This window comes from Kocuria sp. UBA5001 (genome assembly GCF_002398425.1).
Lineage (GTDB): Bacteria > Actinomycetota > Actinomycetes > Actinomycetales > Micrococcaceae > Kocuria > Kocuria salsicia.
Map to the genome: position 1 here is coordinate 57,590 of NZ_DGYR01000013.1, position 26,699 is coordinate 84,288.

Below are 26,699 nucleotides of genomic sequence, written 5' to 3' on the forward strand. Positions count from 1 at the left end.
CCCGAGTTCGTCTGGGCGCTCACCCCGACCGTGCTCACCCCCGGCGGGCGGCCACCTGCTCCAGCAGCATCCGGTGCAGGGTGGTGTCCCCCGTGAGCTCCGGGTGGAAGCTGATGCCCAGCACGCTGCCCTGGCGCACCGCCACCACCGCACCCCGGTGGCGCGCGAGAACTTCCACGCCGTCGCCCGCACGGGTCACTTCGGGGGCGCGGATGAAGGCCGCGCGCACCACGTCACCGGGCGCCACGACGTCGCTCGCTGGGCCCTCCCACGCCAGCTCCACCTCCGCAGAGGCCACCTGCGAACCGAACGCGTTGCGGTTCACGCTCACGTCCAGCACCCCGAGGGACTGCTGGCCGGGGGCCGGATCCTCGATCTCGGAGGAGAGCATGATGAGCCCGGCGCACGTGCCGAGCGTGGGCAGGCCTCCGCGGACCACCCGTTGCAAGGAGTCGAACAGTCCGAACGTACGGCACAGCCGGTCCACCGTGGAGGACTCCCCGCCGGGCAGGATCAGCGCGTCGATGCGGGGGGCGCCGTCCGGGTCCACGAGATCGTCGGCGGAGCGCACCTTCACGGCGTGGGCGCCCAGGGACTCCACCGCGCGCACGTGCTCCACGACGCCGCCCTGCAGGGCGAGCACGCCCACAGTGGGGTGGGCGCTCGGGCCCGGCAGGGCGGCGTCGTCGTGCGGGTGGTGCTGCGAGGGGGACCCGCTCACCAACCGCGCTCCGCGAGGCGGTGCGGTGCGGGCAGGTCCGCCACGTTGATGCCGACCATGGCCTCGCCCAGGCCTCGGGAGGCCTCCGCGATGCGGGCGGGATCGTCGTAGTAGGCGGTCGCGGCCACGATGGCGCGGGCGCGCTCGGCGGGGTTGCCGGACTTGAAGATGCCCGAGCCCACGAACACTCCGTCCGCGCCGAGCTGCATCATCATCGCCGCGTCCGCGGGGGTGGCCACGCCGCCGGCGGTGAACATCACGACCGGCAGGGACCCGGCGCGGGCCACCTCGGCCACGAGCTCGTACGGCGCCTGCAGCTCCTTGGCCTTGACGTACAGGGCGTCCGGGGCAGCGGTGTACAGCGCCTGCAACTCCGCGATCTGCGCTCGGATGGTGCGGATGTGCTTGGTGGCCTCGGAGACGTCGCCCGTGCCGGCCTCGCCCTTGGAGCGGATCATGGCCGCGCCCTCGGTGATCCGGCGCAACGCCTCACCCAGGTTGGTGGCGCCGCACACGAACGGGACGTCGAAGCGGTGCTTGTCGATGTGGTTGGCGTAGTCCGCGGGAGAGAGCACCTCGGACTCGTCGATGTAGTCCACTTTGAGGTGCTGCAGCACCTGCGCCTCCACGAAGTGCCCGATCCGCGCCTTTGCCATCACGGGGATGGAGACGGTGTCGATGATGGATTCGATGAGGTCCGGATCGCTCATCCGGGCCACACCGCCCTGGGAGCGGATGTCCGCGGGCACACGTTCCAGTGCCATGACGGCCACGGCACCGGCGTCCTCGGCGATCCGTGCCTGCTCCGCGGTGACCACGTCCATGATCACGCCGCCCTTGAGCATGTCTGCGAGACCGCGCTTCACGAGGCGCGAGCCGGTCACAGGGGTGGGGTTCTGGGCGGAGGTCTGGGTGGCTTCAGTCATGCCCACCATCGTGGCCCGGAAAGTGGTCCAATGGTAGGACCAGAATTTGAGAGATTGACTGGTCCACTCTGAAGGACGCGCGGTGCGTCCGCCACCGAGCCCGAGGAGAGCCCGTGCGCCATCCCCGCGAGATCGACCTGCCGCTCACGCTGGACCGCACCCCGGGTGCGCCCCTGGGCGAGCAGCTCGTCCGGCAGGTCCGCGAGCTCGTGGCCCGGGGCGTGCTGCACCCCGGTGATCCCCTGCCGTCCTCGCGTGCGCTCGCAGCCCGGCTCGGCATCTCGCGCGGGACCGTCACGGCCGCGTGGGATGTTCTGAACGGCGAGGGCTATCTGGTGGCCGACCGCGGCGCCACGCGGATCACACCCTCCCTCGCGCCGGTCGTGCGGTCGGCTCCGAGCCTCCGCACGACCTCGCCGGGGGAGCAGCGCAACGCCGCCGCGCGGCGTGGGGGTTCGGGTACGACGTCGCCCGGCGATCCTTCCAAGGCATCGGCGGGGTGGACGCCGGCACGGCGGGGCGCGGCAGGTTCCGTGCGGAACCGGGTCGCTCGGTCCGGCTCCCACCTCGATCTCCGCCCGGGCGCAGGCCCCGTGGTTGCCCTGGACACCCCCGCCTGGCGCGGTGCGTGGCGGGACGCCGCGGGAGCCACGGCCTTGGGCGACAGCGCGGAAACATCCCTGCGGGGGCATCTGTCCGACCATCTGCGGCTGAACCGGGGGATTGTCCGCGCGCCCGAAGAGATCCTCGTGACCGCCGGAGTGCGGGACGGGCTGCAGCTGGTGCTGCGCGTGCTGGGTACCGCGCGTCGTCGTCCCCTGCGCGTGGCGGTGGAGAATCCCGGCTACCCGGCCCTGCGCCGCGTGGTCGAGGCCACCGGGCACACCGCGCTGCCCGTGCGGGTGGACCAGCACGGGCTGGACCCTGCGGTGCTGCCCGCCGGTCGTTGGGGCGGGGCCGGCAGGTGGGACGTGGCCGCACTCCCGGACGTCCTGGTGGTCACACCCGGGCACCAGTATCCGCTGGGCGGCACCATGACGGTGGATCGCCGGGTGGAGCTGCTCGGCTGGGCCCGTGAGCACGGCACGGTGGTGGTCGAGGACGACTACGACTCCGAGCTGCGCCACACCGGCCAGCCGCTGCCCGCGCTCGGGGCCCTGGACACCCCCGCGGACACCGTGGTCACCCTGGGCAGCTTCTCCAAGGTCCTGGGCGGCTCGGTGGCACTCGGGCACCTGGTGGCCCCCGCACCGCTGCTGCCCGGGCTGCTCACCGCCCGCGCAGACCTGGGCTCGCCCGTCTCGCTCGTGGGTCAGGACGCGCTGGCCCGTTTCATGGGCTCGGGCGAGTTCCAGCGGCACACGGCCAGGATGCGCCGATCCTTCCGACGACGCCGCTCGCTCGTCTCCGCCGCCCTCGCCGGCATCCCCGGTGTGGCCGTGGCGCCCATGGCCGGCGGGGCCCACGCGGTGGTGGAGGTGGCGGACGAGTCCCGGGTGCTCGCGCTCGCCCGGGAGCGCGGTGTGCTGGTGAGCGGGCTGCGGGAGTACTGGACCGCGCGCCCCGGCGAGGACGGCGTGGGAGGGGGCACGGCGGCGGTGTCCTCCGCGGAAGGGCTTGTCCTGGGACTCACGGCATCGGACGAGGATCTCACGCGCGGAACCGCGGTGCTGCGCCGGATCCTGAGGGAGGCGGGCGGCTCCTAGGCAACTCCCCGGGGCGCCCTCGTTAGACTGGCCGGAACAACCACGGCAGATCAGGAGTTTCGGCGTGCCCCAGCAGATTTCCGCCCCGCACGGTGGACAGAGCCGCCCCGGCACCAGCGCGGCGGACGTGCGCCACGACCTGTGGGCGCCCGTGCTGCTGCGCGCCGTGGTTGCGCTGGTCTTCGCGGCGGTGACCGTGTTCTGGCAGCAGCCGTCCCTGACCACCGGCCGGTGGCTCATGGCGTTCTTCCTGGTGGGCACCGGGATCTCCGCAATCTTCCTGCAGGTGCGCCTGAACCGCCGGGAGGACGTGGACCTTGGGGCGAGCCGCAGCATCCCCCAGTCCTACGGCGTGCTCTACGTGCTCGGCGGAGCGCTCACCGCCGTGGTCGCCAACAGCGACTGGCTGCTCGTCCTGCTCTGCGCCGTGATCATGGGGCTGTGCGGCATTACAGAGCTCGTCCTGGGCATGCGCTTCCGCCGCGAGTTCCCCCTGGGGCGGGACTGGAGCCTGTGCGGCGTCGTGACCGTGTTCGCGGCCATGGGCATGGTGCTCGTGGAGAACCTGGGGACCAAGGCGGAGCTCGGGGTCGCGGGCGGCGCCGCTATCATCCTCGGCGTGAGCCAGCTGGTTGCCGCACTGAGCCTGCGCCACGATGCGCGGGCGGCGGACGGCACCGGCCGGGGCCCGGAGCGCGTGGCCTGACCGCGTAGACTGACATGTCGGGTTGATGGGCGTGACCCACCCCCGAACCACACCCAGAGCATCGCCAGGAGGAATCACGTGGCCCAGCGCAGTGAGCACGACGGCCGGCGCAAAACCGACATCAAGGGGCCCCTGGTCATCTCCGTGGTCCTGGCGGTCGTGGCGTTCGTGGTCGTCTCCACGGTGGCCGCCGGTGGCACCGACAACGCCGCACGCGTGGGCCTCGGCCTGATCGCGGCGGGCATCGCGTTCATTGCCTCCGTGGTCGTGTGCGCCACCCTCATGCTGCTCGAGAAGCCCAACGCCGAGGAGCTGGGACAGGGCACCGGGGTGAACCGTTCCTCCGCCAGGATCTTCGCCGAGAGCCAGGCTCGGCGGGAGGCGGAGCGCGTCCGCACCGAGGCGACCGACGGGGCGGCCGAGGGGAAGACCTCCGGCGAGCCTGAGTTCGGCCAGCGCGTGCGCCCCGACACCACGGGCGAGGAACCGGGTTCGAGCGCCCGCTGACAGATCTTTGGTGCGCGGCCGTGGCGACGCCGCCACGACGCCGTCGCGTCCCGTGACGAAGGGCCCCGGAGAACCGTTCTGGTTCTCCGGGGCCCCTCCCATGTGCCGGTGGGTTCAATCGGGTGCACCGGTTTCCTCGGCGTCCGTGGTCCCACTGGGGTCGCCCGGGGTGTCGTGCCGGGCCCCGTGCTCAGCGGGCGAAGCCCCGCAGCCGCAACGAGTTGAGGACCACGAACACTGAGCTGAAGGCCATGGCCGCACCCGCGACCATCGGGTTCAGCAGGCCCAGCGCAGCCACCGGAATGGCCACCGTGTTGTAGGCGAAGGCCCAGAACAGGTTGGACTTGATGGTGGCCAGCGTCCTGCGGGACAGCCTGATGGCCAGGGGGATCGCGGTCAGCTCGCTGCGCACCACGGTGATGTCCGCGGCCTGCATGGCGGCGTCCGTGCCGGAGCCCATGGCGATGCCCAGGTCTGCGCGGGTGAGCGCGGGGGCGTCGTTGACGCCGTCGCCCACCATGGCCACCACGCGGCCCTGCGACTGCAGCTTTTCCACGGCCTCGACCTTGCCGTCCGGGGTGACGTCCGCGACCACGTCCTGCGGGTCGATCCCCACGGCGGCGGCAACGGAGCGTGCCACCGCGGCGTTGTCACCGGTGAGCAGCATGGGGCGCAGACCCAGACGACGCAGCTCGGCAATGGCCTCCGGCGCCTCCTCCTTGATCGTGTCCTGCAGGTCCACGAATCCGGCCAGCCGCCCGTCGACCGCCACGAGGATGGTGGTGGCGCCGTTCTGTCGGGCGCGGCTCAGGGCCGTGGCCTCCTCGGAGTCGAGCTTCACGCCGTTCTTCGCGAGCCACGACTCCCGCCCGACGACGACCGCCCGGGCGTTCATGCCGTCCGGGACGTATCCGCGCACCCCGCCGCCGGGGGCGGACTCGAAGCGGGTGACGTCGTAGCGGTGCGGGGTCGCCGCGGCGATGGCCTGGGCGATCGGGTGCTCCGAGTAGCGCTCCACGGCCGCCGCGAAGTCCAGGACCTGGTCCTTCGACCACGAGTTCAGCGGGGCTACCTCGCTCACGGCCATGCTTCCGTGGGTCACCGTGCCGGTCTTGTCGAGCACCACGGTGTCCACGGAGCGGGTGTCCTCGAGAACTTCCGCGGAGGTGATGAGGATGCCCAGTTGGGCGCCGCGCCCGGTGCCCGTGAGCATGGCGGTGGGGGTCGCCAGGCCCAGGGCGCACGGGCAGGCGATCACCAGTACGGAGACGGCCGCGACGAACGCGCGGTTGAGGTCTCCGGTGACGACCAGCCACACCACCAGGGTCAGCAGGGCGACCCCCATGACTACGGGTACGAACACGGAAGAGATGCGATCCGCAAGCCGGGCCACGGGGGCCTTGGTCGCCTGGGCGCGGGCCACTGTGCGGCCCATCGAGGCGAGGACGGTGTCCGCACCAACGTGGGTGGCGCGGGCCAGGAGCCGTCCGGTGGTGTTGACGGTGGCGCCGGTCAGTTCGTCCCCGGGGCCCACCTCCACCGGGACGGATTCCCCGGTCAGCATGGAGGCGTCCACGGCGGACTCACCCTCCACCACCACGGCATCCGTGGCGATCTTCTCCCCCGGGCGCACCAAGAAGGTGTCACCCACGGCGAGCTCGGACACGGGGACGGTGCGCTCGGTGCCGTCCTGGTCGACCACGGTCGCCTGCTGCGCGCCGAGGTCCAGCAGCGCCCTGAGCGCCTCGCCGGAACGGGACTTGGCGCGTGCCTCGAGCCAGCGGCCGAGTAGGAGGAAGGTGGTCACGAGTGCTGCGGATTCGAAGTACAGCTGGTGGCTGGACATGTCCATGGGCGTGCCCGGGTGGGCATGGGCGGTCATGCCGGGGTCCACCACCAGGTGCCACACCGAGAACAGGTAGGCCGCCGCCACGCCCAGGGACACGAGGGTGTCCATGGTGGTGGAGAGGTGGCGTGCGCCCACTGCGGTGGCCCGGTGGAACGGCCAGGCCGCCCATGTGACCACGGGCAGGGCGAGCAGCGCGGCCACCCAGCCCCAGTGCGGGAACTGCGCGCCGGGGACCATCGACATCACGAGCACCGGCACGGAGAACGCGGCGGCCACCCAGAACCGCTTCCGCAGGTCGGCCATCCGCCGCTGGGCGGGGGTGGTCTCGAGAGCGGGGTCGCGGTGCTCGTTCGCCTCGCGGTCGCCGGGGTCCTGGCGCGGTGCGGCGCCCGGGGACGGCGACGACGTCGTGCCCCGCGCGCCTGCCGCGCGGACACCGGGTGCCCCGCCGGAGTCTGACGACGAACCGGAGAGTCGCGCGGTCCTGGAACCGGCGGCGTCGGAACCCGAGTTGTCGGAACCCGCCGCGCCGGGGGACGTCGCCTCGGCGCTCTCCCCGCGCGACGTCGTCGGCTGCCCGCCTCCAGTGATGGTGGCCTGGTAGCCGGCGCGCTTGACGGTGTCGAGGATCTGCTGGTCGCTGACATCCGCCGGCACCTGGACCGCGGCGGACTCGAGCGCAAGGTTGACCGCGGGCTGCACCCCCTCGATCTTGCGCAGCTTCCGCTCGATCCGGCCCACGCAGGACGCGCAGGTCATGCCGGTGATCTCCAGGTCCAGCTCGCGAAGGGGTCCGTGGACCTGGGGGTCCACGGTGGCTGTGCGGGAGGTGTCGGGGTCAGACAACGCTGTACCCGGCTTCCGCCACGGCCTCGGTGACAGCCTGCAGGTCCAGGTCCCCGGTGCTCTCGATGGTCACGGGGGAGATCCCGCCGGAGTTCAGGTCCACGTCCACGGCGGTGACGCCGGGGACCTCGGCGAGTTCTTCCTTCACGGACGAGACGCAGTGCCCGCAGGTCATTCCGGAAACGTTCACGGTGGTGGTCATGGTGTTCTCCTTGGTTCTCGAGGGTTCTCGGGGGGGGGGGGGCTGACGGCCCCGTGTGGTCTGGGGCGCTCAGCTCTTGACCAGGCGTGCGATGGCCGCGTTGGCCTCCGCGAGCTTGCTGTCCATCTCGGAGGTGTCCCCGGTGTCGTGTGCGTGCTCCACGGCGTGCTTGACGCAGTGGCCCAGGTGCTCCTCCATGAGCCCGAGACTCACGGACTTCAGGGCGGACTGGATGGCGGAGATCTGGGTGAGGACGTCGATGCAGTACGCGTCCTCCTCGACCATGCGCTGGATGCCGCGCACCTGGCCCTCGATGCGCTTGAGGCGGCGGGCGTACGCGGTCTTGTCCTGGGTGTAGCCGGGGGACGGGGTCTCGGAAGCGCTCATGCCTCGAAGTTATACCCTAGGGGGGTATTGTCGCAATGTGGTGGTGGACATGTGCGGGTGCAGGACGGTGCGCATCGAGGCGCGCAGCAGGTCGGTCATCGCGGTCGTGCTGGCCGTGGCGGTGGCCGCGCGCGCCTGCCGCCCGAGCACGGTGGCGAGCCCACCGGCCACGAAGTAGGCGCGCGCCCGGCGCTCGGTGTCCAGGTCCTCGAGCGCGGTGCCGTAGGAGGCCAGGGAGATCCGTTCGGTGAGCCACTGCTCCACGATGGGCCGCACCCGTGAGGCCAGCTGCTGGTTGCTGATCATCACCACGGGGCCGGTGCCGCGGGCGTGCACGAACGTCACCAGGCGCTCCAGGGGGTCGTGGCCGGGCGTGCCCTCGAACTCCTCGAGATCCTTCGCGGTGCGGGCGAGTTCCTGGCGCACGATGTCCGCGTACACGTCGTCGAGCCCGCAGTGGTGCTGGTAGAAGGTGCCGCGGGAGATCCCTGCCTGCTTGCACAGCTGGCTGATGGTGATGCTGCGGGCGTCGTGCGCCTCCAGCAGCTCCAGGCACGCTTCGCGGATCGTACTGCGCGTGTGGGTCACACGGATGTCCTGCGGGCGGTCCGGGTGGGGGTCGGCGGGGTCGTCCATGACGTCCAGGGTACGGCGACGCCGCGGGCGCGCTCCGCGCGCCCGGCAGGTCTCAGGGCGGGCGGGGTCCTTGGGGGCTGTTGGGTGGCGGGCGTGAGGGTCTTTGGCGCGACCGCGGATTGCAGGGAGGTGCGCCGAACCAGGGCGGGATCCGGGCCGAAGGGTTCGTCGCGATGAGGAGGCGGCTGGAGCAGTGGAAGAGCGCGCCCCGATGATGCGCAGCACGATGCCAACCGTTGTCCGTTCCGCTTCTCACTTCCCTTCCGAGGAGCCGGAGGGGCTCGGTATGAAGCCCCCCCGTTACCGGGGGGGGGCAACGGTGCCGATGTGCAGTGGGGGCCGCCCGGGCCGACGTCGAGGCTCCCGTGTTCTGGGAGGCCGGGCCTCTGCGCGCCTCGGTGCCATGGGGCTTCACGGTGCGGGCGGCGGCGTCATCCACTCGCAGATCCGGACGCGCGGTCGGCGGACCGGATGGCTGGAGATCGTGGCGACCCAGGGCTTTCGTCCTGCCCGGTGTTGTCGGCGGGTGAAGCGCGCTAGTGTGACCCAAATCATAGCCTAGCCACATCAGGGAGTGACATGACTCAGACCCACGACCGTGCAACCGATCCCGGCGAGAGCTCCGCAGTGAGTGACGACCCGCAGGCGGCCAGCAGCGCCGTCGAGACGTGGCTCGCCGCCTTCGACCGGGCACTCCGTGCGCCCGACGAGGACGCGTTGCGGGAACTCTTCGTCGAGGACTGCTACTGGCGTGACTTCGTGGCATTCACGTGGAACCTCAAGACGCTCGAAGGCATCGATGAGATCGCGGCGATGCTCCAGGCCCAGCTGCCGACGGTCGATCCGCACGATTGGCAGCTCGCCGAGCCCGCATCGGGCACGGCCGAGAACGCAGAGGCATGGCTCAACTTCATGACCGCCGCCGGGCGTGGCTGGGCTCACCTGAGGCTCGTGGACGGACGTTGCTGGACACTGCTGACCACCCTGCAGGAACTGACGGGGCACGAGGAGAAGAAGGGCCCCCGCCGTGAGCTCGGCGTCACCCACGAGATCACCCGGGGGCGCAAGACGTGGAAGGAGTCCCGGGCGGAGCGGGACGCCCGGCTCGGTTTCGATGAGCAGCCGTACGTGCTGATCATCGGCGGGGGTCAGGGTGGCATCGGGCTCGCCGCACGGCTGCGACGTCTCGGCGTGCCGACGATTGTCGTCGAGAAGAACGAGCGGGCGGGTGACTCGTGGCGCAAACGCTACAAGTCGCTGCACCTGCACGACCCGGTCTGGTACGACCACATGCCCTACCTGCCCTTCCCCGACGACTGGCCGATCTTCCCGTCGAAGGACAAGATGGGGGACTGGCTCGAGCACTACGTGGACATCATGGAACTCGACTACTGGGCTGGCACACGGTGCCTGGGCGCGCAGTTCGACCAGGGCACGGGCACGTGGACCGTGCGGGTGGACCGCCGTGGCGAGGAGGTCGTCCTGCACCCCACCCAGCTCGTCTTCGCACTGGGTGTCTCCGGTTACCCGAACACCCCCCGTTTCGAAGGTGCCGATGACTTCGCCGGATGGCAGGGTCACTCCTCCGAGTTCACGGGTGGGGAAGAAGATCTCGAGGGCAGGCGAGCTGTGGTCATCGGGTCGAACAACTCGGCCCACGACATCGCGGCGACCCTGTGGGAGAAGGGCGCCGAGGTCACGATGATCCAGCGTTCCTCCACGCACATCTCCCGCAGCGACTCCCTGCGGGAGCTGGCGCTGGGCGCGCTTTACTCGGAGGAGGCCCTGGAGAACGGGGTGACCACGGAGAAGGCCGACATGCTCTTCGCCTCGTGGCCGTACCGGCTGCTGCCGGCTGCGCAGATTCCCGTGTACGAGCAGATGGCTGAGCGGGATGCGGACTTCTACCGTGCGCTCACCGATGCCGGTTTCGAGTTGGACTTCGGCGAGGACGGTTCAGGCCTGTTCTTGAAGTACCTGCGACGGGGATCCGGGTATTACATCGACGTGGGAGCATCGCAGCTGATCATCGACGGCCGGATCCAGCTGGAGCGCGGTCAGGTCACCAAGGTCGTGCCGGAGGGGGTGGTCATCGACGGCGACCGGCTGGTCCCCGTGGACCTGCTCGTCTATGCGACCGGGTACGGGTCGATGAATGCGTGGCTCGCGGATCTCGTCTCGCCGGAGGTTGCCGACGCAGTGGGCAAGTGCTGGGGGTACGGCTCGGACACGACCCGCGACCCCGGTCCCTGGGAAGGGGAGCTGCGCAACATGTGGAAGCCCACAGCGGTGCCGCAGTTGTGGATTCACGGCGGCAATCTGCACCAGTCCCGCCACTACTCGAAGTACCTCGCGCTGCAGCTCAAGGCCCGGGAGCTGGGGATGGACACGCCCGTCTATCAGCTGCAGGAATCGCACCATGTGCGGTGACCGCGAGAGAAGGGTCGAAGGGCGGCTCCCGCCGCCCCGTCAGGCGGCGGTCTCGGGTGCCGGGGTGAAGGCGGGTGCTGCATCCGTGTAGTCCAGCGTCACCCGGGCGAACGGGGCGCCGATGATGACTTCCAGCCCCGGGATGAGTTCGTAGCGGATCTCGTCCTTGATCCGCTGGTTCTTCAGGGCGGGAGTGAAGACCAGCGTGACCGTGAGCTCGGGAGCCAGAGGGCTGCCCGTGATGCTGAACTGCGCGGAGGCCACGGAGGGGTAGATCTGGATGCCCCTCGTGGCGGCGCGGGCCACGGCGTCGAGCGGCACGCCTGGTACGCGGGCGGGAACGGGAGAAGAGGGCTCGGCTGCGGTCGTCCCGAGGGGGCTCGACGTCGGTTCATGAGGGGGCAGCACGGCAGCCCCTCCCCTCCACCTGTAAACCGCCTGGCGGGGCGGTGGCAGGTTAGTGTGACTTCCACCCAAGCGGGTGGTCTACCGGAGTGTATGCGCACGACATGAACTTCCCGCACCAGGACGCGCCGTGGAGCGCCTGCATGACGTCTGGTTGCTCGGTGCGAGGTTCTCTGCCTTGCTAGAGTCTCCCACCATGTCGGTCGCAAAGCTCTCGGTGAGCCACCAGAACTACCTGAGGGCCATCTGGAACCTGGGGGAGTGGTCCGCGGAGCCCATCAGCACATCGGCGCTGGCCGCGAAGGTCGGTCTGCGGCTGTCCACCGTCTCGGATGCGCTCAAGAAGCTCACGGAGCAGGGTCTCGTGGCGCACAGCCCGTACGGCGCCATCGAGCTCACCGAGCAGGGCCGGGCGCTCGCGGTGGAGATGGTGCGCAGGCACCGGCTGATCGAGACGTTCCTGGTGGAGATGCTCGGCTACCGCTGGGACCAGGTGCACGACGAGGCGGAGCACCTGGAGCACGCCGTCTCGGACTTCATGATCGACCGCCTGGACGACCTCCTGCGGCACCCCTCGCGCGACCCGCACGGCGATCCGATCCCCGCCAAGGACGGCACCATCACCCCTCCCGACGCCGTCTCCCTCACCACCGTCCCGGACGGTTCCCGCGTGCGCGTGGAACGGATCTCGGACCGGGACTCGGGACTGCTGCGCTTCTTCGCCGAGCAGGGCATCGGCGTGGGGGTCCCCCTGGACATCCGCTCCGGCGGCCCCTACTCGGGTTCGGTCCAGGCCGTACTGGACGACGGCGCTCGCAGCGTCCCCCTCGGGCAGACCGCCACCGACGCGGTCTGGGTCTCGCTGGGCGAGGTCGGTTCCTGACAGGACCGGGGCCGTCGAGGCGAGCCCGGCAAGCCCAACGACAGAGAGAGGGGTGCGAGGGCGGAGACTTTCTGTCCCCTGGCCCTCGGGCGCCACCCTGCGCCAGGCCGCGGGTCAGAGGATGCAGAACTCGTTGCCCTCGGGGTCCGCCATGACGGCCCAGCCCAGGTCGTGGCGGCGGTCGTCGACCATGACTGCCCCCAGTCGAAGTGCCCGCGCGACCTCCTCCTCCTGGGAGGCTCCCTGGGGAATGAGGTCCATGTGGGCCCGGTTCTTCACCTTCTTGGCGTCCGGGACCCGGAAGAAGAGCACGATGTAGCCGTCGGGGGTCACCAGGTAGCACTCGTCGGAGCCCGGGTGGTAGCAGTCGGGTTCGTGGATCGCCCAGTTCGTGAGCTCGCGCCAGAACTCGGCGACGGCGTGCGGGTCGATGGCGTCCCAGGTGGTGTGCGACAGGCGGAGCGACATGAGGGGCCTCTTTTCTCGAGTGGTCGGCCGGTGCGTGGCTCTCACGGGTGAAATTGATGTTGCTTGTGAGAGTCAAACCCGGATCCCCCTCACATGCAAGACTTGACCTGTCTGTGAGGAGGGTGCATGGCGGCGTTCAGCCACATTTCGGGCGACCGGATGCTCGACCTGGTCAATACCGTGGAGTGGCGGCTCGGCGGCCCCGCGCGGGAGGAGGATCTGACCTCCTACGACCGCGTGCTCACGTGGTGCCGGGAGTCCGGGCTGCTCGATGCGACTGAGCAGGAACAGCTCCGGGTTCTTGCCGGAGAGGATCCGTGCACCGCCGCCGCTGAACTGGATCGGGTCGTTGCGCTGCGCGAGCGGCTCTACGAGGCCCTGTTCCACGGTGACGAGCACGCCGCAGAGACCATTGCCACTGCCTTCCGGGACACCTTGGGCCACTCCCACCTGTCCCGGCGCGGTGCGGGCTGGTGCTGGTCCGACAACGAGCTCACGCTGGCGACCGTCCGCCACCGCATCACGCGCGGCCTGGTGGAACTCATGAACCGGGACGACCTCGACCGCCTCCACCAGTGCGAGGACGCCACCTGCGGATGGGTCTACCTCGACACGTCCCCCCGGCGGAACCGGCGCTGGTGCGTCACGAGAGATTGCGGGGACCGGAACCGCTCCCGCGCCTACTACGCTCGGCAGCAGGAACGGAAGCGAGCCGCCCGGGCCAGGGACCGGAGCTCATAGCGCTGCCGCCCGGGCAACCTTGGCCCGGCGGGGATCGACGCCTGCCCGACGCGCACACGCAGGTCTCGTGTCGCAGGGGAAGGGCACGGGACGCCCCGACCCCGCCCGGGCGCGGAGGCGACCTACCCCGCCACCGCCCGCCGGCGACGTCGTGCCGCCAGCCTGCTGCCCAGCACCCCGTGCGCGGGGCTGAGCAGGTACGCGAGCGCGAAGACCGCCGCGTGGACGAGCACCACCAGCCCGCCGGGGGAGGCGTTGAGCCAGTAGCTGAGGTAGATGCCCAGCACCGCGGACGTGGCCGAGACGCACGGCGCGATCACCAGCATGACCCCGAACCGGTCGGTGAGCAGGTGCGCGGTGGCGCCCGGGATGATGAGCATGGCCACCACGAGCACCACCCCCACCACCTGCAGGGCGGCCACGGAGGTGACCGCGAGCAGCCCCAGCAGCAGCCCGCCCAGGAACCGGGGGGAGAGGCCGATCGCGTGCGCGTGCTGGGGGTCGAACGCGTAGAGGGTGAGGTCCCGCCGCTTGAGCACCATCACCGCCAGCGCCACCACTGCCAGCGCGCAGATCTGCAGCTGCTCCGCCGCGGAGATGCCCAGCACGTTGCCGAAGACGATGTGGCTGAGGTTCGTCTGGCTCGGCGTGACGGAGATGAGCACGAGCCCCAGTGCGAACAGGGACGTGAACACGATCCCGATGGACGCGTCCTCCTTGACCCTGCTGGTCCCGCGCAGCCCGCCGATCAGCACCACGGCCAGTACGCCCGCGACCAGTGCCCCCACGGTGAACGGGATGCCCAGGATGTAAGCGAGCACCACGCCGGGCAGCACCGCGTGGGACACGGCGTCCCCCATGAGCGACCACCCCACGAGCACCAGCCAGCACGAGAGCACCGCGCACACGGACGCCGCCGCCACGGTGGTGACCAGCGCGCGCAGCATGAACTCGTACTCCAGCGGCTGGGTGAACAGCTCCAGGGCGCTCATGCGCGGCCTCCTCGGTGCGTGGTGGGTGCGCCGGGTCCCGTCACGGCGGCGGATCCGTTGCGCGGGGGCACGACGCCGCCCGGGGCCGTGACGGCGCCCGGCGCCGGGGTGTCCCCCGCGGCAGGGCCCGGTGGCGGACCCTCGTGGGCCGCGCCCGCGGTGAGCGGCGTGCGGTCCGCGGGAGCGGCGTCGTCGTCCCCCGGGGACCGCGTGGAGGACGGGTCGGAGAGCACGTCCATGCCGAACGCGCGCACGAGGTGCTCGGGTGTGAGCCCCTCCGCGACCGGCCCGTGGAAGAGCACATGGCGGCGCAGCAGGACCACGCTCTCGGCGAGCTGCGGCAGTGCGTGCAGGTCGTGGGTGGCCACCACCACCGCGCAGCCCTGTGCGGCGAGCTCGTGCAGCAGCCTCACGATGGTCGCCTCGCTGCGCTTGTCCACGCCCGCGAACGGTTCGTCCAGGAGCAGGGTCCGCGCGCCCTGGGCGATCGCCCGGGCCACGAACACGCGCTTGCGCTGCCCGCCGGACAGCCGCCCGATCTGCCGCCCGGCCAGCTCCGTGAGCTCCACCCGTTCCAGCGCGTCCGCCACGGCGGTCCGGTCCGCGGGACGCGCCCGCCGGGTGGGGCCCATGTGCCCGTAGCGCCCGGTCATGACCACGTCCCGCACGGACAGTGGGAACGTCCAGTCCACGTCCTCGCTCTGCGGCACGTACCCCACCACGCCCTGCTTCCGCGCGGTGCGGGGATCCAGCCCGTCCAGCCGCACCTCGCCGGCCTCCAGGCGCACGGTGCCCATGAGCGCCTTGAACAGCGTGGACTTCCCGGAGCCGTTCATGCCCACCAGCCCGGTGACCTGCCCGTGGGCGATCTCCAGGTCCACGCCGTCCAGGGCGCGCACGCGGCCGTAGTCGACGACGACGCCGCTCGCCCGGATCGCGGGCGTCACCGCGCCCTCCCGGACAGGCCGTTGGCAATGGTGTCCGCGTCGTGGCGCAACAGGTCCAGGTAGGTGGGCACCGGGCCGTCCTGCTCCGAGAGGGAGTCCACGTAGAGGGTGCCGCCGTAGCGGGCGCCGGTGGCCTCCGCGACCTGCTGCATGGGCTTGTCCGAGACGGTGGACTCGCAGAACACCGCGGGCACCCTGTGCCGGTCCACGAACTCGATGGCGGAGCTGACCTGCTGCGGGGTGGCCTCCTGCTCCGCGTTGACGGGCCAGATGTACTTCTCAGTGAGCCCGGTGTCCCGCGCCAGATAGGAGAACGCGCCCTCGCACGTGACCAGCGCGCGCTCGTTGCGGGGCAGGGCCTCCAGCTTCCGGGTCAGGTCCGTGCCGATCGCGCGGATCTGCTCCTTGTACTTCTCCCCGTTGTCCCGGAACTGCTGGGCGTGCTCTCCGTCCAGCTCGCTGAGTGCGGTGACGATGTTGTCCACGTAGCGCTCGCCGTTGCGCGGGCTCATCCACGCGTGGGGGTTGGGGGTTCCGGGGGTGTCGGCGATGTCCAGGGCTTCCACGCCCTCGGAGACCACCTTGTGGGCCACGTTGGCGGACGAGGTGAACTGCTCGAGCCACTGCTCCAGGTGCAGGCCGTTGTCCAGCACCAGGTCCGCGCGGGAGGCCTTGGTGACGTCCTGTGGAGTGGGTTCGTAGTCGTGGATCTCCGCGCCCGGTTTGGTGATGGACTCCACGCTCACGTGGTCACCGGCCACCGCGGCGGTCATGTCCTGCAGCACCGTGAACGTAGTCAGCACGGTGGGCTTCTCGGAGCTGCCGCCGCCGGGCTCGGCCCCCGCGCAGCCTCCCAGCACCAGCACACCCGCGGCTGCGGTAGCCGCCACTGCCCATCCCGGACGACGTCCCATCCCAATTCCTCGCTCCCGTGGATCCTAAAGTTCGGTGTACCGAACTTTAGACCGGGGAGGTGGCCCGGGCAAGGAGCGACGTGGTCCTACCTCCCGGCGGGCATGACGGTCCCGGGGGCGGGCTGGGCGTCGAAGCGCACGCCCCGCGGGTCCGGGGGCAGGGCGGCCATGATCAGCAGGGCGATGCTGCCCAGGAACGGCACGAGGATCAGCAGGAACCACAGCCCGGAGAGGTTGCAGTTGTGCAGGCGTCGCACGGACAGGGCGGCGGTGAAAATGGCCAGCAGTACCACCGCGAGCAGCAGGACCAGAGACAGCAGCAGCAGAGCGATCGCGAATCCGCCGTCCACGTCCGGCCAGGCCAGGTAGCCGCGGTCCTCCGCGAGCACGTAGGCCCCCGAGAGCAGGACCGTGTACAGCGCGATCCACCAGTACTCGGAACGGGAAGCCCGCCCGGAGAACGTGGTGCCCCTGCGGACGAAGTTCTTGACGGCCTGCCACGGACCCACGGGTTCGCCGGGCTGGGTGTCGTAGTACACGGGCTGAGGGGGCAAGCTCATGGGTGGTGTCCTCCTGCGGGGTTATCGGATGCGCGCGGTCCGCCGGCCGGCCCGGAACGAACCCGACCGGCACGGGGTGAACCACCCACCGTATCGAGGAACCACCCAGCCCACATCGGCCGCACGGCCAGTGTCCCGTGCGAGGTGAGCCGCCCGCGCGTTCGTGAGATTCTGGGGGCATGGCTTCAAAGATCGAGGACTACGCCCTGCTGTCCAACATGCGCAGCGGGCCGCTGGTCTCCCGGCACGGGTCGGTGGACTGGTGGTGCGTGCCGCGCTTCGACTCCCCGGCACTGTTCGCGGCTTTGTTGGGCACCCCGGACCACGGACGCTGGCTGCTCGCGCCGTACTGCGCGGTGGACGACGACGCCGCGGTGGACATGTCCCTGCCCGGTGTGATCGCGGTGGAGCGCTTCTACGCGGAGAACACGTTCGTGCTGCACACGGTGTGGTCCACGGACACCGGCACGGTGCGCGTCACGGACTTCATGCCGCTCAACGCCCGCACCGAGCTGATCCGCCGGGTGGAGGGCCTCACGGGTGAGGTGGAGATGTTCCAGGACCTCCGGCTGCGCTTCAACTACGGCTCGTCCGTGCCGTGGCTGAGCCGCTTCGACGTGCTCGAGGACGAGTCGGAGGACGCCGAGGCCGAGTCCGTGCTGGTGGGCATGGCCGGTCCGGACTCCGTGGTCTTCCACGGCGATCCGCTGCCGGAGGCGGATCCGGACAAGACCAAGCGCCGCCACGCGGGCTCGTTCACGGTGGCGGCCGGTCAGACCCGGGACTTCACGCTCACGTGGTTCCCGTCCCACGGCGTGCCCCCGGAGGCGATGGACGTGAACGAGACGCTGACGGCCACCGTGAACCTGTGGCAGGAGTGGACAGAGCGCTACGAGCCCTACGACCCCCTCACGGATCCCGCGGCCATGAACCACACGGACCCGGACGAGCAGCCGCCCGCGCTGCACGCCTCCGGTGCGGGCGCCGGGGACCTCGACACCTCCGAGCGCCCCTCGGCACGGGACGTGGGTCGTCACGGGGACCGCCCCCACCACGAGGGCGCCGCCCTGGGCGGGTTCACGCTCACGGCCACGGACGACGAGCCCGCGGACCTCGTCCGGCGCAGCCTGCTGGTGGTGCGCGGACTGATGCACCAGGCCACGGGCGGGCTGATCGGCGCCCCCACCACGTCACTGCCGGAGGTCGTGGGTGCGGAGCGCAACTGGGACCACCGGCTTTCGTGGCCCCGGGATGCCGCGTCCGCGCTGGAGGTCATGCTGGACCACGGCCACGACCGCGAGGCCGCCCAGCTGCGCAACTGGCTGCTGCGCGCGGTGGCCGGGGACGTCAACAACCCCTCCAACATCTACACCCTGGACGGCTCACCCCAGATCCGTGAGCGCCTGGTGGACCTGCCGGGCTACGAGCGCTCGCGGCCCGTGCGCGACGGCAACTCCTCCGGCAGCCACTACCAGTCGGACGTGGCCGGGCACGTGCTGCGCGTGTTCGAGATGCTGCGCCGGCGCGGTGTGCAGGAGGACCACCTCTCGTGGCCGCTGCAGCAGGCGCTGCTGCGCGCCGTGGTGGCCAACTACGAGGAGAAGGACCAGGGAATCTGGGAGATGCGCGGTGAGCCCCAGTACTACACGCACTCGCGCGTGATGATGTGGGCCGCCATGCAGGCGGGTGTGGACGCCGTGCGCATCCACGGCCTGCCCGGGGACGTGGAGACCTGGGAGGAGCACCGCGACCAGCTCGCGCACGAGATCTGGACCAGCGGCTACGACCCCCAGGTGGGCTCGTTCGTGCAGTACTACGGCTCCACGGACGTGGACGCCTCCCTGCTGCAGCTGCCCATGGTGGGTTTCGTGGCCTACGACGACGAGCGCATGCTCGGCACCGTGGAACGCATCCGCACCGAGCTCACCGATAGCTCGGGGCTGCTGCACCGTTACCGCAACCTGCCGCAGCTCACGGACCTGGACGACGCCGAGGCGTTCGCGTCCTCGATCGGCCAGGACGGCTTCGCGGGGCAGTCCGCCCCGTCCATCTCCGCCACGCTGCAGCTCGCGGAGCAGCTGGCCATGTGCGGGCACACGGAGGAGGCCGTGCGGGTCACGGATCTCGTGCTCTCCACGGCCAACGATCTGGGTCTGCTGGCCTCCACCTACTCGCCGTCCCAGCACCGCGCCACGGGCAACTTCCCGCAGGCCGAGGCGCACCTGCACCTGATCCGCGTGATCGACATTCTGCAGGCGGAGCTCGGCTGAGCGCGGTGGTTCCAGGGCGCGCCGCCGGGGTCGACGACGCCGCGTGGCCCGCTGCCGGACGACGGGCCGGGGAGATGCGCGGGCGGCGTCGTGCGAAGCGTGAGGTGTGTTGCACGGCGCCGTGAGGGAGATTACTGGCGATGCCGCGCGCCACGGTAGCGTGGTGAGACCAGCCACGCCGGGCCCGGTGAGACTTGGCTGGTGGCCGAGGGAATGCCTCGGCACCTTCCCCGGGCCGAGACTCTTGGAGGCGCTGCAATGGCACGCACCGTCAATACCGGATCCGATCCCCATTCGCTCGCAGATCCCGCCGTGGATCTCGTGCGCACGTGGCTGCAGAAGGCTCAGGACAACGAGCGCAAGAGCAGGCAGAAGAACCCTGCCGAGGACCGCCTCGCCGCCGTGCTGCAGGACCCCAACGGGCTGGAGTTCACGGTGGGTTTCGTGGACCGCGTGATCCGCACGGAGGACACGAAGGCTGCGGCAAAGGCGCTGCAGGACATCGCCAAGCTGACCCCGCAGTCCATGCCGGCCGCGGACCGGGCCCAGATCCAGGCGGGCGTCGTGCTCTCCGGCGCGCTGCCCTCCGTGGTGGTCCCCGCGGCGCGCACCCGTCTGCGTCAGATGGTCGGCCACATGGTCGTGGACGCCCGCCCGGGCCCGTTCGGCAAGTCCGTGAAGGGCCTCAAGCAGCACGGTCACCGGCTGAACATCAACCTCCTGGGCGAGGAGGTGCTCGGCGAGGACGAGGCGAAGAAGCACCTCGCGGACGCCGAGGGCCTGTTGCGCCGCGAGGATGTGGACTACGTCTCCCTGAAGGTTTCCTCCGTGGTGCCGCAGCTGTCCCACTGGGGCTTCGAACGCACCGCCGAGCGCGTCGTCGAGCGCTTGCTGCCGCTGTATGAAACGGCCGCCACCAAGGGCACCGGCAAGATGTTCATCAACCTGGACATGGAGGTCTACTCGGACCTCGAACTGACCATCGAGGTGTTCCAGCGGCTGCTGAACAAGCCCCAGCTGAAGAACCTCGAGGCCGGCATCGTCATCCAGGCCTATCTCCCGGACGCCCTCGGCGCCATCCAGCGGCTCTCCGAGTGGTCCGGGCAGCGCGTCGCGGACGGCGGCGCACAGATCAAGGTCCGCCTGGTCAAGGGCGCGAACCTCGCCATGGAGAACGTGGACGCGGAAATGCACGGCTGGCCGCTGGCCACCACGGAGTCCAAACAGGCCACGGACACCAACTACAAGCGCGTGCTCACCTGGCTGTTTCAGCTCGAGCGCATGAAGGGCATGCGGCTGGGCGTGGCCGGTCACAACCTCTTCGACATCGCCTTCGCCCACCTGCTGGCCGGGCAGCGCGGCGTCACCGACCGCATCGAGTTCGAGATGCTCCAGGGCATGGCCACCTCCCAGAGCGAGGCCGTGTCCACGGACGTGGGCCAGCTGCTGCTGTACGTGCCGGCCGTGAAGCCCGCGGAGTTCGACGTCGCCGTGTCCTACCTGGTGCGCCGCCTCGAGGAGAACTCCGCGAACGAGAACTTCATGTCCGGGATCTTCGAGCTGGGTCCGGACAACTGGGTGTTCCAGCGCGAGGAGGGCCGCTTCCGGGCCGCGCTCGCCGAGCTGGAGACAGAGCCGCAGGCCCCGGGTCCGCGCCGCGTGCAGGACCGCACCACGGAGACCGCGGGGGAGCAGGCCACCCTGCCGCTGGACGAGCCGTTCCGCAACGAGCCGGACACGGACGTCTCCGTGCCCGCCAACCAGCGCTGGGCCGGGGGCCTGGCCGAGAAGATCGGCAGCAGCGAATGGTACGCCTCCGTGGCCGTGCCCGAGCTGCTGAAGGACATGGACCAGGACTCGGACGAGGCGATGCAGGCCGTGAACGACGTCGTGGCCACCGCCAAGGCCGCCGGCAAGCACTGGGCAGCCACCCCCGCCCGTGAGCGCGCCGAGATCCTCAACCGCGCCGCGGACATTCTCGCCGCGCGCCGTGGCCACCTCATGGCCGTGGCCGGTGCGGAGACCGGCAAGGTTCTGGAGCAGAGCGATCCCGAGGTCTCCGAGGCCGTGGACTTCTGCCGCTACTACGCCCGCCGCGCGCTGGAGCTGGAGTTCGTGGACGGCGGGGACTTCGTGCCGCACGCCGTGACCGTGGTGACCCCGCCGTGGAACTTCCCGCTGGCCATCCCCACGGGCACCACCGTGGCGCCTCTGGCCACAGGTTCGGCCGTGATCCACAAGCCGTCCCCCGAGTCTCGCCGCTGCTCCACCGCGGTGTGCGAGGCGCTGTGGGAAGCCGGTGTGCCGCGCGATGTGCTGCAGCTCGTGGACGCCGTGGAGGGTGAGGCCGGCAAGGCGCTGATCTCCCACCCGGACGTGGAGCGCGTGGTGCTCACCGGCGCGTACGAGACCGCGCAGCTGTTCGCCTCGTGGGACCCGGAGCGTCCGCTCACCGCGGAGACCTCCGGCAAGAACTCCCTGGTGATCACCCCCAGCGCGGACCGTGACCAGGCGGTGTGGGACCTCGTCTCCAGCGCCTTCGGCCACGCGGGGCAGAAGTGCTCCGCGGCGTCGCTCGGCATCCTGGTGGGCTCCGTGGCGAAGTCCGAGCGCTTCCGCCGCCAGCTCGTGGACGCGGCGTCGTCGATGGTCGTGGACTGGCCCGAGAACCTGCAGGCCACCGTGGGCCCCACGGTGCAGCAGCCCTCCGGCAAGCTGCTGAAGGCGCTCACCGAGCTGGAGCCCGGCGAGGAGTGGCTGATCGAGCCCAAGCAGCTGGACGACTCCGGCCGCCTGTGGCGCCCCGGGATCCTCACCGGCGTGAAGCCCGGGTCCTTCTTCCACCTGACCGAGTGCTTCGGCCCCGTCCTGGGGCTCATGTCCGCGGACAGTCTTGACGAGGCCGTGAAGCTGCAGAACGCCACGGACTACGGGCTCACGGCGGGCATCCACTCGCTCGACGCGGACGAGATCCTGCGCTGGATCGACACCGTGCAGGCCGGCAACCTCTACGTGAACCGCGGCATCACGGGCGCGATCGTGCAGCGCCAGCCCTTCGGCGGCTGGAAGCGCTCCTCCGTGGGCCTCGGCGCCAAGGCCGGCGGTCCGAACTACCTGGCCTTCCTGGGCCGGTGGACGCGGGCACCGTTCTCGGACTCGAGCACGGACCGCGGCGCGGCCGGCGCATGGGTCCTGGACCCGCGCGTGCACCGTGCGCTGGACGCCGTGACCCCGCTGATCTCGGACAATGACCTCGTGTGGCTGCGCCGTGCCGCGCAGTCCGACCAGTCCGAGTGGCAGCGTGAGTTCGGCCAGGTCAAGGACCCCACGGCTCTGCGCAGCGAGGCCAACCTGTTCCGCTACCGCCCCCGGACCGTGACGGTGCGCGCCCGTGAGGGTGCGTCCCTCACGGACGTCCTGCGCGTGGGCCTCGCGGCGGTGCGCTCCGGCTCGCAGGTGGTGCTCAGCGCCGCCGAGTCCCTGCCGGAGGCCGTGAACGGGCTGTTCGCCACCGTGCTGAACCCGGCCACGGACGCCGAGTTCGCGCACGCCCTGGACAGCGGCTCCCTGGGTGCGCTCGGCCAGCTCTCGGACCTGCGCGTCCTCGGCGACGACGCCCTGGACGTCCGCCACGGCGCCCGCGTCCGCGTGATCTCCCCGTGGGGCGGTTCCGAGGAGGACCTCAAGGACCTCTATGCGGTGCGCGCCGAGCACCCGGACATAGCCCTGATCACCGAGGACGTGGTGGGCACCGGGCGCGTGGAGATGATGTACATGCTGGCTGAGCAGGCCGTGTCCATCACCATGCACCGCTTCGGCAACCACAGCCAGTCCATGCAGCGGGTGGTGGACGAGATGGTGCGGTGACCGGGCGGCGTCATGCCTGCCGCCCGGCGGCCTGCGGGTCGCGGGCGCCTGGCGCTCCAGGGCGGACCGGCTGCTGACCCCGGACTCTCGAGGTCTGGCATCGGAACGGACGCGAGCCGCGCTCCCGGGGGACCGGGGGCGCCGCTCGTGCTGTGCCCGGACTCGGCAGGGGCGATGCGATACCGCGAAGCACGGGGCGTTTCGCGGGCCTCAGATCCGGTGGGTGTGCCTCCGTTGCTGACCGCGCCGGATCCCGCCACTCACCACCAGGAGCAGCGTCACCAGCAGCGGCCAGCCGATGAAGCCGCGCCAGGCCAGGTCGGTGAACGCGATCGGAGCCGCCGTCACGACGGCCACGAGGGCGCGCAGCCAGGGAAGTGGGATGTCGTTGTGGTAGCCATCCCACCGCGCTAGAAGGACACGTGACGGCGGCACCATGGTCGCTCGGCCAGTTGTTGGCGGCTTGCACCATGGACCCATGACGGGATTCGGGACTGCTACCTGTCACCTATCCGTGCAGCAGACCCGTTCGGCCACGAGAACATGGGGGAGGTCGTCGAGGTCGGTAGTGGCGTGGAGAAGGTCAGGGTCGGAGACCGGGTTGTGCTGCCGTTCAATATCTCGTGCGGATTCTGTAAGAACTGCGAACGCGGGCTCACGAACTATTGCCTGACGACGCAACCCGACCCGTCGACCGCCGGTGCGGCCTACGGGTTCGCCGCAATGGACCCGTACGGCGGTGGCCAAGCGGAACTGCTCCGGGTGCCTTTCGGTGATCACAACGCGCTGCGCCTGGGTGAAGATGCGGAGGAGAAGGAGAACGACTACGTCATGCTCTCCGACATCTTCCCCACCGACTACCACGCCACCGAGATGGCCGGCGTGATCCCGGGCGACAGTGTTGTTATCGCCGGGGCGGGTCTGGTCGGGCTGATGGCCGCCCTGTTCGCGATGATCAAGGGCGCCGCGAAGGTGATGGTGGTCGATCGTCACCCTGACCGGCTCGCGTTGGCCGAGCAGATCGGCGCGATCGCCATCGATGACTCCAAGGTCGATCCCGTGCAAACCGTTCTCGACGAGACGATGGGGCTGGGAGCCGACCGGGGCTGCGAATGCGTGGGTTACCAGGCCCACGATCCCCAGGGAAACGAAGACACGGCCGCTACCCTGAACATGCTCATCAACGCGGTGCGCTTCACCGGACGAATCGGCACCGTCGGCGTGTTCGTCCCCCAGGGCCCCGGAAGCAAGGATGACCTGCGCCAAGCAGGGAAAGGCGGCCATCGACTTCGGCACGCATTGGTTCACGGGTCAGACCATGGGTAGCGGTCAGGCCCCGGTCAAGCGGTACAACCGCCAGCTGCGGGACTTGATCGCCGCCGGCAAGGCGACCCCCTCGTGGATCGTCTCCCACGAGGGGGTCGCTGGACCAGGCCGCCGATGCCTACAAGAACTTCGACGCCAGGTCCGAGGGTTGGACGAAGGTCCTCATCAAGCCCGGGATGTCGACGGAGAAGAAGGCGAGCTGATATGTCCGAGACGCTATAGGGCATGAGAGTCGCCATCCTCGCCGCGGACGGGGTCGAGCGAGTCGAGCTCGAACAGCCCCGCGAGGCACTGGAGCGGGCCGGCGCACAGACCGAGGTGCTGTCGATCCATGACGGTGAGATTCAGACGCGTGAGAACGATCTGGATGCAGCAGGCACGTTCACCGTTGACGGGTTGGTCGCGGACGCCTCTGTCACCCACTATGACGCCCTGCTTCTCCCGGGCGGCACGGTGAACCCCGACCACCTCCGGGTTGACCCCGACGCGGTCTCCTTCGTCCGCGAGGTCGTCGAAAGCGGTAAGCCCGTTGCGGCGATCTGTCACGGGCCGTGGACGCTGATCGAGGCCGGTGTGGTCGAAGGCCGCACCTTGACGTCCTTCCCGAGCATCCGCACGGACCTGCGCAACGCCGGTGCTGACGTCGTCGACCAGGACGTCGTGGTGGACGGGAACCTGATCACCAGCCGCTCGCCCGATGACCTGCCTGTGTTCTGCGATACAATCGTGACGCAATTTGCGAGCAATTCGACCCAGGAAGAGGTGATGTCATGAGCGTGACCAAGGGACTGCTTGTCAGGCTGGAGGCCCTGCCCGGCAAGGAAGACGAGGTCCAGGAATTCCTCGGCATCGGGCGAGGGCTCGTTGAGGAGGAACCGGCCACCGTCGCGTGGTTCGCGATCCGTCTCGGTCCGTCCTCCTTCGGAATTTTCGACGTGTTCCCCGATGACGCCGGCCGCGACGCGCACCTGTCCGGCGCAGTTGCGACCGCTCTCGGCGAGCAGACCGGCAAACTGTTCAGCGAGCCCACGATCGAGAAGCTCGACGTCCTGGGCTCCAAGCTCCCCGCCTGACACCACAGACCGGGAGTACTGGCCCAGAGAGGAAGGGTCGCTGCGCGCGGTGACTTCGGGCTTACACAGCCCGCTGACGTCGTGGCAGCGGCCCCTTCTCTTGCGGCCTATCGCTAATCACCAACAGATCGAGGAACCGCGATGACAGGAACTGACGACGGCGCTGCCACGACGCGTTCACCCGAGGTAGCAGTGATCGGGGGCGGGATCATCGGTCTGTCGACGGCGTACGCGCTGCAGGAGCAGGGCGTGCCGGTGCGCTTGTACGAGGCTGGTCTGCCCGGGACGGGTCAGTCCGCAGGCGAGTCGCGGATCTTCCGGCATGCCCACGACGACCCGCGACTCGTCGCTTTCGCGCGCGAAAGCCGCGGGGTATGGGATGAGTGGGCCGAACACTTCGACGTCGAGCTGGTCTCATCAGACGGTGTCCTGGCGATCGGAGACAGCGCCCTGGCGCGGCTGCGGGTGCTCGACCAGGTCGGCGGCGTGGAAGCGCACGAGATCGACGCGGCCGAGGTCGCCCAGCGGATGCCGCTGCTCGCTGGGTACTCGGGGCCAGCGGTGCTCGACGAGTCGGGCGGCGCGATCCGCACCCGCGCCGCGATCAAGGCACTCACGGGTGCCCTCGCAGATGCGGTCACCACCGGTGAGGTCATCTCCATCGATCCCCTCGCCGACGGGACGGTCGAGGTGCGCAGCGTCACCGACCGGGCTGTCTACTCCAAGGTGGTCGTGTGCGCCGGCCGCGAAACCGCCCGCCTGGCACGCAGCGTCGGCCTGTCGCTGCCGGTTCGCCTCGCCGCACACGTACGGCTGACCTTCGACGTGAAAGCCGCCGCCCCGGCACGAGTCGCGTGCCTGCAGGACAGCAGCGGCGTCTTCGGCGAAGTCGGCGTCTACGCGACACCGCTACCGGGCAACAGCAGCTATTCGGTTGGACTCAGCGACACCGTCGGCGTCCGCGACGACGGAACTTTCATCGACCCGGCGGCGATTCGATCGCTGGACGAACGCGCACGCGAATACGTGACACGGGCGCTGCCCGGTCTCCACCCAGAGCCGCGCGACTTCCTCCACTGCTGGGTGACCGACCTCCCGTGGAGTGAGGACGGCGTGGCCGTGTGGGAGGCAGACTCTGTCTTCTTCGTGGCCGGTCACAATTTGTTCAAGCAGGCACCTGCACTGGGTCGCGCTCTTGCCCGGGCTGCGACCGGCGGCGGTCTCCGCGCCGAGCTCACGCCCGAAGCGCGCCTCGGCGAGGCCCAGGGCTAGCCCCCGGTCTTTCATGACGGCGGTCGGGATCGTGTCGGAGCCGTGTGGTCGAGTGCGCCCGTGTG

25 protein-coding genes are annotated in these 26,699 nt (G+C 70.3%); 12 read left to right on the forward strand and 13 right to left on the reverse strand.

The window, feature by feature from the left end:
* Positions 1–34: 34 nt before the first annotated feature.
* A complete protein-coding gene (pdxT, locus tag B3G12_RS08180) occupies positions 35–721 on the reverse strand; it encodes a pyridoxal 5'-phosphate synthase glutaminase subunit PdxT (protein WP_186366765.1) in 687 nt (228 codons plus the stop codon).
* A complete protein-coding gene (gene pdxS, locus B3G12_RS08185) occupies positions 718–1,647 on the reverse strand; it encodes a pyridoxal 5'-phosphate synthase lyase subunit PdxS (RefSeq protein WP_144941406.1) in 930 nt (309 codons plus the stop codon). Before pdxS ends, pdxT begins: the two co-directional genes overlap by 4 nt.
* 113 nt (positions 1,648–1,760) lie before the next feature.
* Between pdxS and B3G12_RS08190 the strand changes: the two genes are divergently transcribed.
* From B3G12_RS08190 to B3G12_RS08200, 3 genes are all read left to right on the forward strand, one after another.
* Positions 1,761–3,353 carry a PLP-dependent aminotransferase family protein gene (locus tag B3G12_RS08190; protein WP_290499881.1) on the forward strand — a complete coding sequence of 531 codons (1,593 nt, stop codon included), beginning with the start codon at positions 1,761–1,763 and terminating at the stop codon, positions 3,351–3,353.
* A gap of 64 nt (positions 3,354–3,417) precedes the next feature.
* Positions 3,418–4,059 carry a DUF308 domain-containing protein gene (locus tag B3G12_RS08195; RefSeq protein WP_244944891.1) on the forward strand — a complete coding sequence of 214 codons (642 nt, stop codon included), beginning with the start codon at positions 3,418–3,420 and terminating at the stop codon, positions 4,057–4,059.
* 78 nt (positions 4,060–4,137) lie between these two features.
* Positions 4,138–4,566, forward strand: coding sequence for a hypothetical protein (locus B3G12_RS08200; RefSeq protein ID WP_144941402.1), 429 nt, complete (start codon positions 4,138–4,140; stop codon positions 4,564–4,566).
* Positions 4,567–4,756: 190 nt separating this feature from the next.
* Here the strand turns inward: B3G12_RS08200 and B3G12_RS08205 are convergent, their stop codons facing one another.
* From B3G12_RS08205 to B3G12_RS08220, 4 genes are all read right to left on the reverse strand, one after another.
* Complete coding sequence (locus tag B3G12_RS08205; RefSeq protein WP_145011816.1) at positions 4,757–7,261, reverse strand: heavy metal translocating P-type ATPase; 2,505 nt, start codon at positions 7,259–7,261, stop codon at positions 4,757–4,759.
* Positions 7,254–7,463 carry a heavy-metal-associated domain-containing protein gene (locus B3G12_RS08210; protein ID WP_144941398.1) on the reverse strand — a complete coding sequence of 70 codons (210 nt, stop codon included), beginning with the start codon at positions 7,461–7,463 and terminating at the stop codon, positions 7,254–7,256. Before B3G12_RS08210 ends, B3G12_RS08205 begins: the two co-directional genes overlap by 8 nt.
* Positions 7,464–7,532: 69 nt before the next feature.
* Positions 7,533–7,850, reverse strand: coding sequence for a metal-sensitive transcriptional regulator (locus tag B3G12_RS08215; RefSeq protein ID WP_055085697.1), 318 nt, complete (start codon positions 7,848–7,850; stop codon positions 7,533–7,535).
* 9 nt (positions 7,851–7,859) lie between these two features.
* Positions 7,860–8,486 (reverse strand): TetR/AcrR family transcriptional regulator, encoded by a 627-nt coding sequence (locus B3G12_RS08220; RefSeq protein ID WP_144941395.1) that lies wholly within the window; start codon positions 8,484–8,486, stop codon positions 7,860–7,862.
* Between the two features lie 579 nt (positions 8,487–9,065).
* Between B3G12_RS08220 and B3G12_RS08225 the strand changes: the two genes are divergently transcribed.
* Complete coding sequence (locus tag B3G12_RS08225; RefSeq protein WP_290499882.1) at positions 9,066–10,916, forward strand: flavin-containing monooxygenase; 1,851 nt, start codon at positions 9,066–9,068, stop codon at positions 10,914–10,916.
* Between the two features lie 39 nt (positions 10,917–10,955).
* Here B3G12_RS08225 and B3G12_RS08230 read toward each other — a convergent pair whose 3' ends face one another.
* A complete protein-coding gene (locus tag B3G12_RS08230) occupies positions 10,956–11,237 on the reverse strand; it encodes a hypothetical protein (protein ID WP_186366767.1) in 282 nt (93 codons plus the stop codon).
* A gap of 280 nt (positions 11,238–11,517) precedes the next feature.
* Here B3G12_RS08230 and B3G12_RS08235 point away from each other — a divergent pair, with 280 nt between their 5' ends.
* The gene (locus B3G12_RS08235) at positions 11,518–12,204 is read left to right on the forward strand and encodes a metal-dependent transcriptional regulator (RefSeq protein WP_144941393.1); all 687 of its coding nucleotides are present in this window, start codon (positions 11,518–11,520) and stop codon (positions 12,202–12,204) included.
* Positions 12,205–12,318: 114 nt separating this feature from the next.
* Here the strand turns inward: B3G12_RS08235 and B3G12_RS08240 are convergent, their stop codons facing one another.
* Positions 12,319–12,672, reverse strand: a complete 354-nt coding sequence (locus tag B3G12_RS08240; RefSeq protein WP_055085568.1) for a VOC family protein — start codon at positions 12,670–12,672, stop codon at positions 12,319–12,321.
* Between the two features lie 126 nt (positions 12,673–12,798).
* Here B3G12_RS08240 and B3G12_RS08245 point away from each other — a divergent pair, with 126 nt between their 5' ends.
* Positions 12,799–13,413 carry a CGNR zinc finger domain-containing protein gene (locus B3G12_RS08245; RefSeq protein WP_055085566.1) on the forward strand — a complete coding sequence of 205 codons (615 nt, stop codon included), beginning with the start codon at positions 12,799–12,801 and terminating at the stop codon, positions 13,411–13,413.
* 122 nt (positions 13,414–13,535) lie between these two features.
* On the opposite strand, the gene B3G12_RS08250 is transcribed toward B3G12_RS08245, so the two are convergent.
* From B3G12_RS08250 to B3G12_RS08265, 4 genes are all read right to left on the reverse strand, one after another.
* A complete protein-coding gene (locus B3G12_RS08250; RefSeq protein ID WP_144941391.1) occupies positions 13,536–14,405 on the reverse strand; it encodes a metal ABC transporter permease in 870 nt (289 codons plus the stop codon).
* Positions 14,402–15,352 (reverse strand): metal ABC transporter ATP-binding protein, encoded by a 951-nt coding sequence (locus tag B3G12_RS08255; RefSeq protein ID WP_144941389.1) that lies wholly within the window; start codon positions 15,350–15,352, stop codon positions 14,402–14,404. The genes B3G12_RS08250 and B3G12_RS08255 overlap by 4 nt, the downstream gene beginning before the upstream one ends.
* The gene (locus tag B3G12_RS08260) at positions 15,349–16,266 is read right to left on the reverse strand and encodes a metal ABC transporter substrate-binding protein (protein ID WP_144941387.1); all 918 of its coding nucleotides are present in this window, start codon (positions 16,264–16,266) and stop codon (positions 15,349–15,351) included. Before B3G12_RS08260 ends, B3G12_RS08255 begins: the two co-directional genes overlap by 4 nt.
* Before the next feature lie 86 nt (positions 16,267–16,352).
* A complete protein-coding gene (locus B3G12_RS08265; protein ID WP_244944892.1) occupies positions 16,353–16,826 on the reverse strand; it encodes a DUF805 domain-containing protein in 474 nt (157 codons plus the stop codon).
* A 179-nt stretch (positions 16,827–17,005) separates the two neighbouring features.
* Between B3G12_RS08265 and B3G12_RS08270 the strand changes: the two genes are divergently transcribed.
* Together B3G12_RS08270 and B3G12_RS08275 are read left to right on the forward strand one after the other, a co-directional pair.
* Positions 17,006–19,096 carry a glycoside hydrolase family 15 protein gene (locus tag B3G12_RS08270; protein WP_144941385.1) on the forward strand — a complete coding sequence of 697 codons (2,091 nt, stop codon included), beginning with the start codon at positions 17,006–17,008 and terminating at the stop codon, positions 19,094–19,096.
* Positions 19,097–19,354: 258 nt separating this feature from the next.
* Complete coding sequence (locus B3G12_RS08275) at positions 19,355–22,963, forward strand: bifunctional proline dehydrogenase/L-glutamate gamma-semialdehyde dehydrogenase (RefSeq protein ID WP_145011819.1); 3,609 nt, start codon at positions 19,355–19,357, stop codon at positions 22,961–22,963.
* A 210-nt stretch (positions 22,964–23,173) separates the two neighbouring features.
* Here B3G12_RS08275 and B3G12_RS08280 read toward each other — a convergent pair whose 3' ends face one another.
* The gene (locus B3G12_RS08280; protein WP_244944893.1) at positions 23,174–23,401 is read right to left on the reverse strand and encodes a hypothetical protein; all 228 of its coding nucleotides are present in this window, start codon (positions 23,399–23,401) and stop codon (positions 23,174–23,176) included.
* Positions 23,402–23,536: 135 nt separating this feature from the next.
* Here B3G12_RS08280 and B3G12_RS08285 point away from each other — a divergent pair, with 135 nt between their 5' ends.
* From B3G12_RS08285 to B3G12_RS08300, 4 genes are all read left to right on the forward strand, one after another.
* Complete coding sequence (locus B3G12_RS08285) at positions 23,537–24,289, forward strand: zinc-binding dehydrogenase (protein WP_244944894.1); 753 nt, start codon at positions 23,537–23,539, stop codon at positions 24,287–24,289.
* A gap of 225 nt (positions 24,290–24,514) precedes the next feature.
* Entirely contained in the window at positions 24,515–25,063 is a 549-nt protein-coding gene (locus B3G12_RS08290; protein WP_202975512.1) for a type 1 glutamine amidotransferase domain-containing protein, read from the forward strand.
* Positions 25,060–25,362 (forward strand): putative quinol monooxygenase, encoded by a 303-nt coding sequence (locus B3G12_RS08295; protein WP_012397129.1) that lies wholly within the window; start codon positions 25,060–25,062, stop codon positions 25,360–25,362. The genes B3G12_RS08290 and B3G12_RS08295 overlap by 4 nt, the downstream gene beginning before the upstream one ends.
* Positions 25,363–25,503: 141 nt before the next feature.
* A complete protein-coding gene (locus B3G12_RS08300) occupies positions 25,504–26,634 on the forward strand; it encodes an NAD(P)/FAD-dependent oxidoreductase (RefSeq protein ID WP_186366768.1) in 1,131 nt (376 codons plus the stop codon).
* Positions 26,635–26,699: the final 65 nt, after the last annotated feature.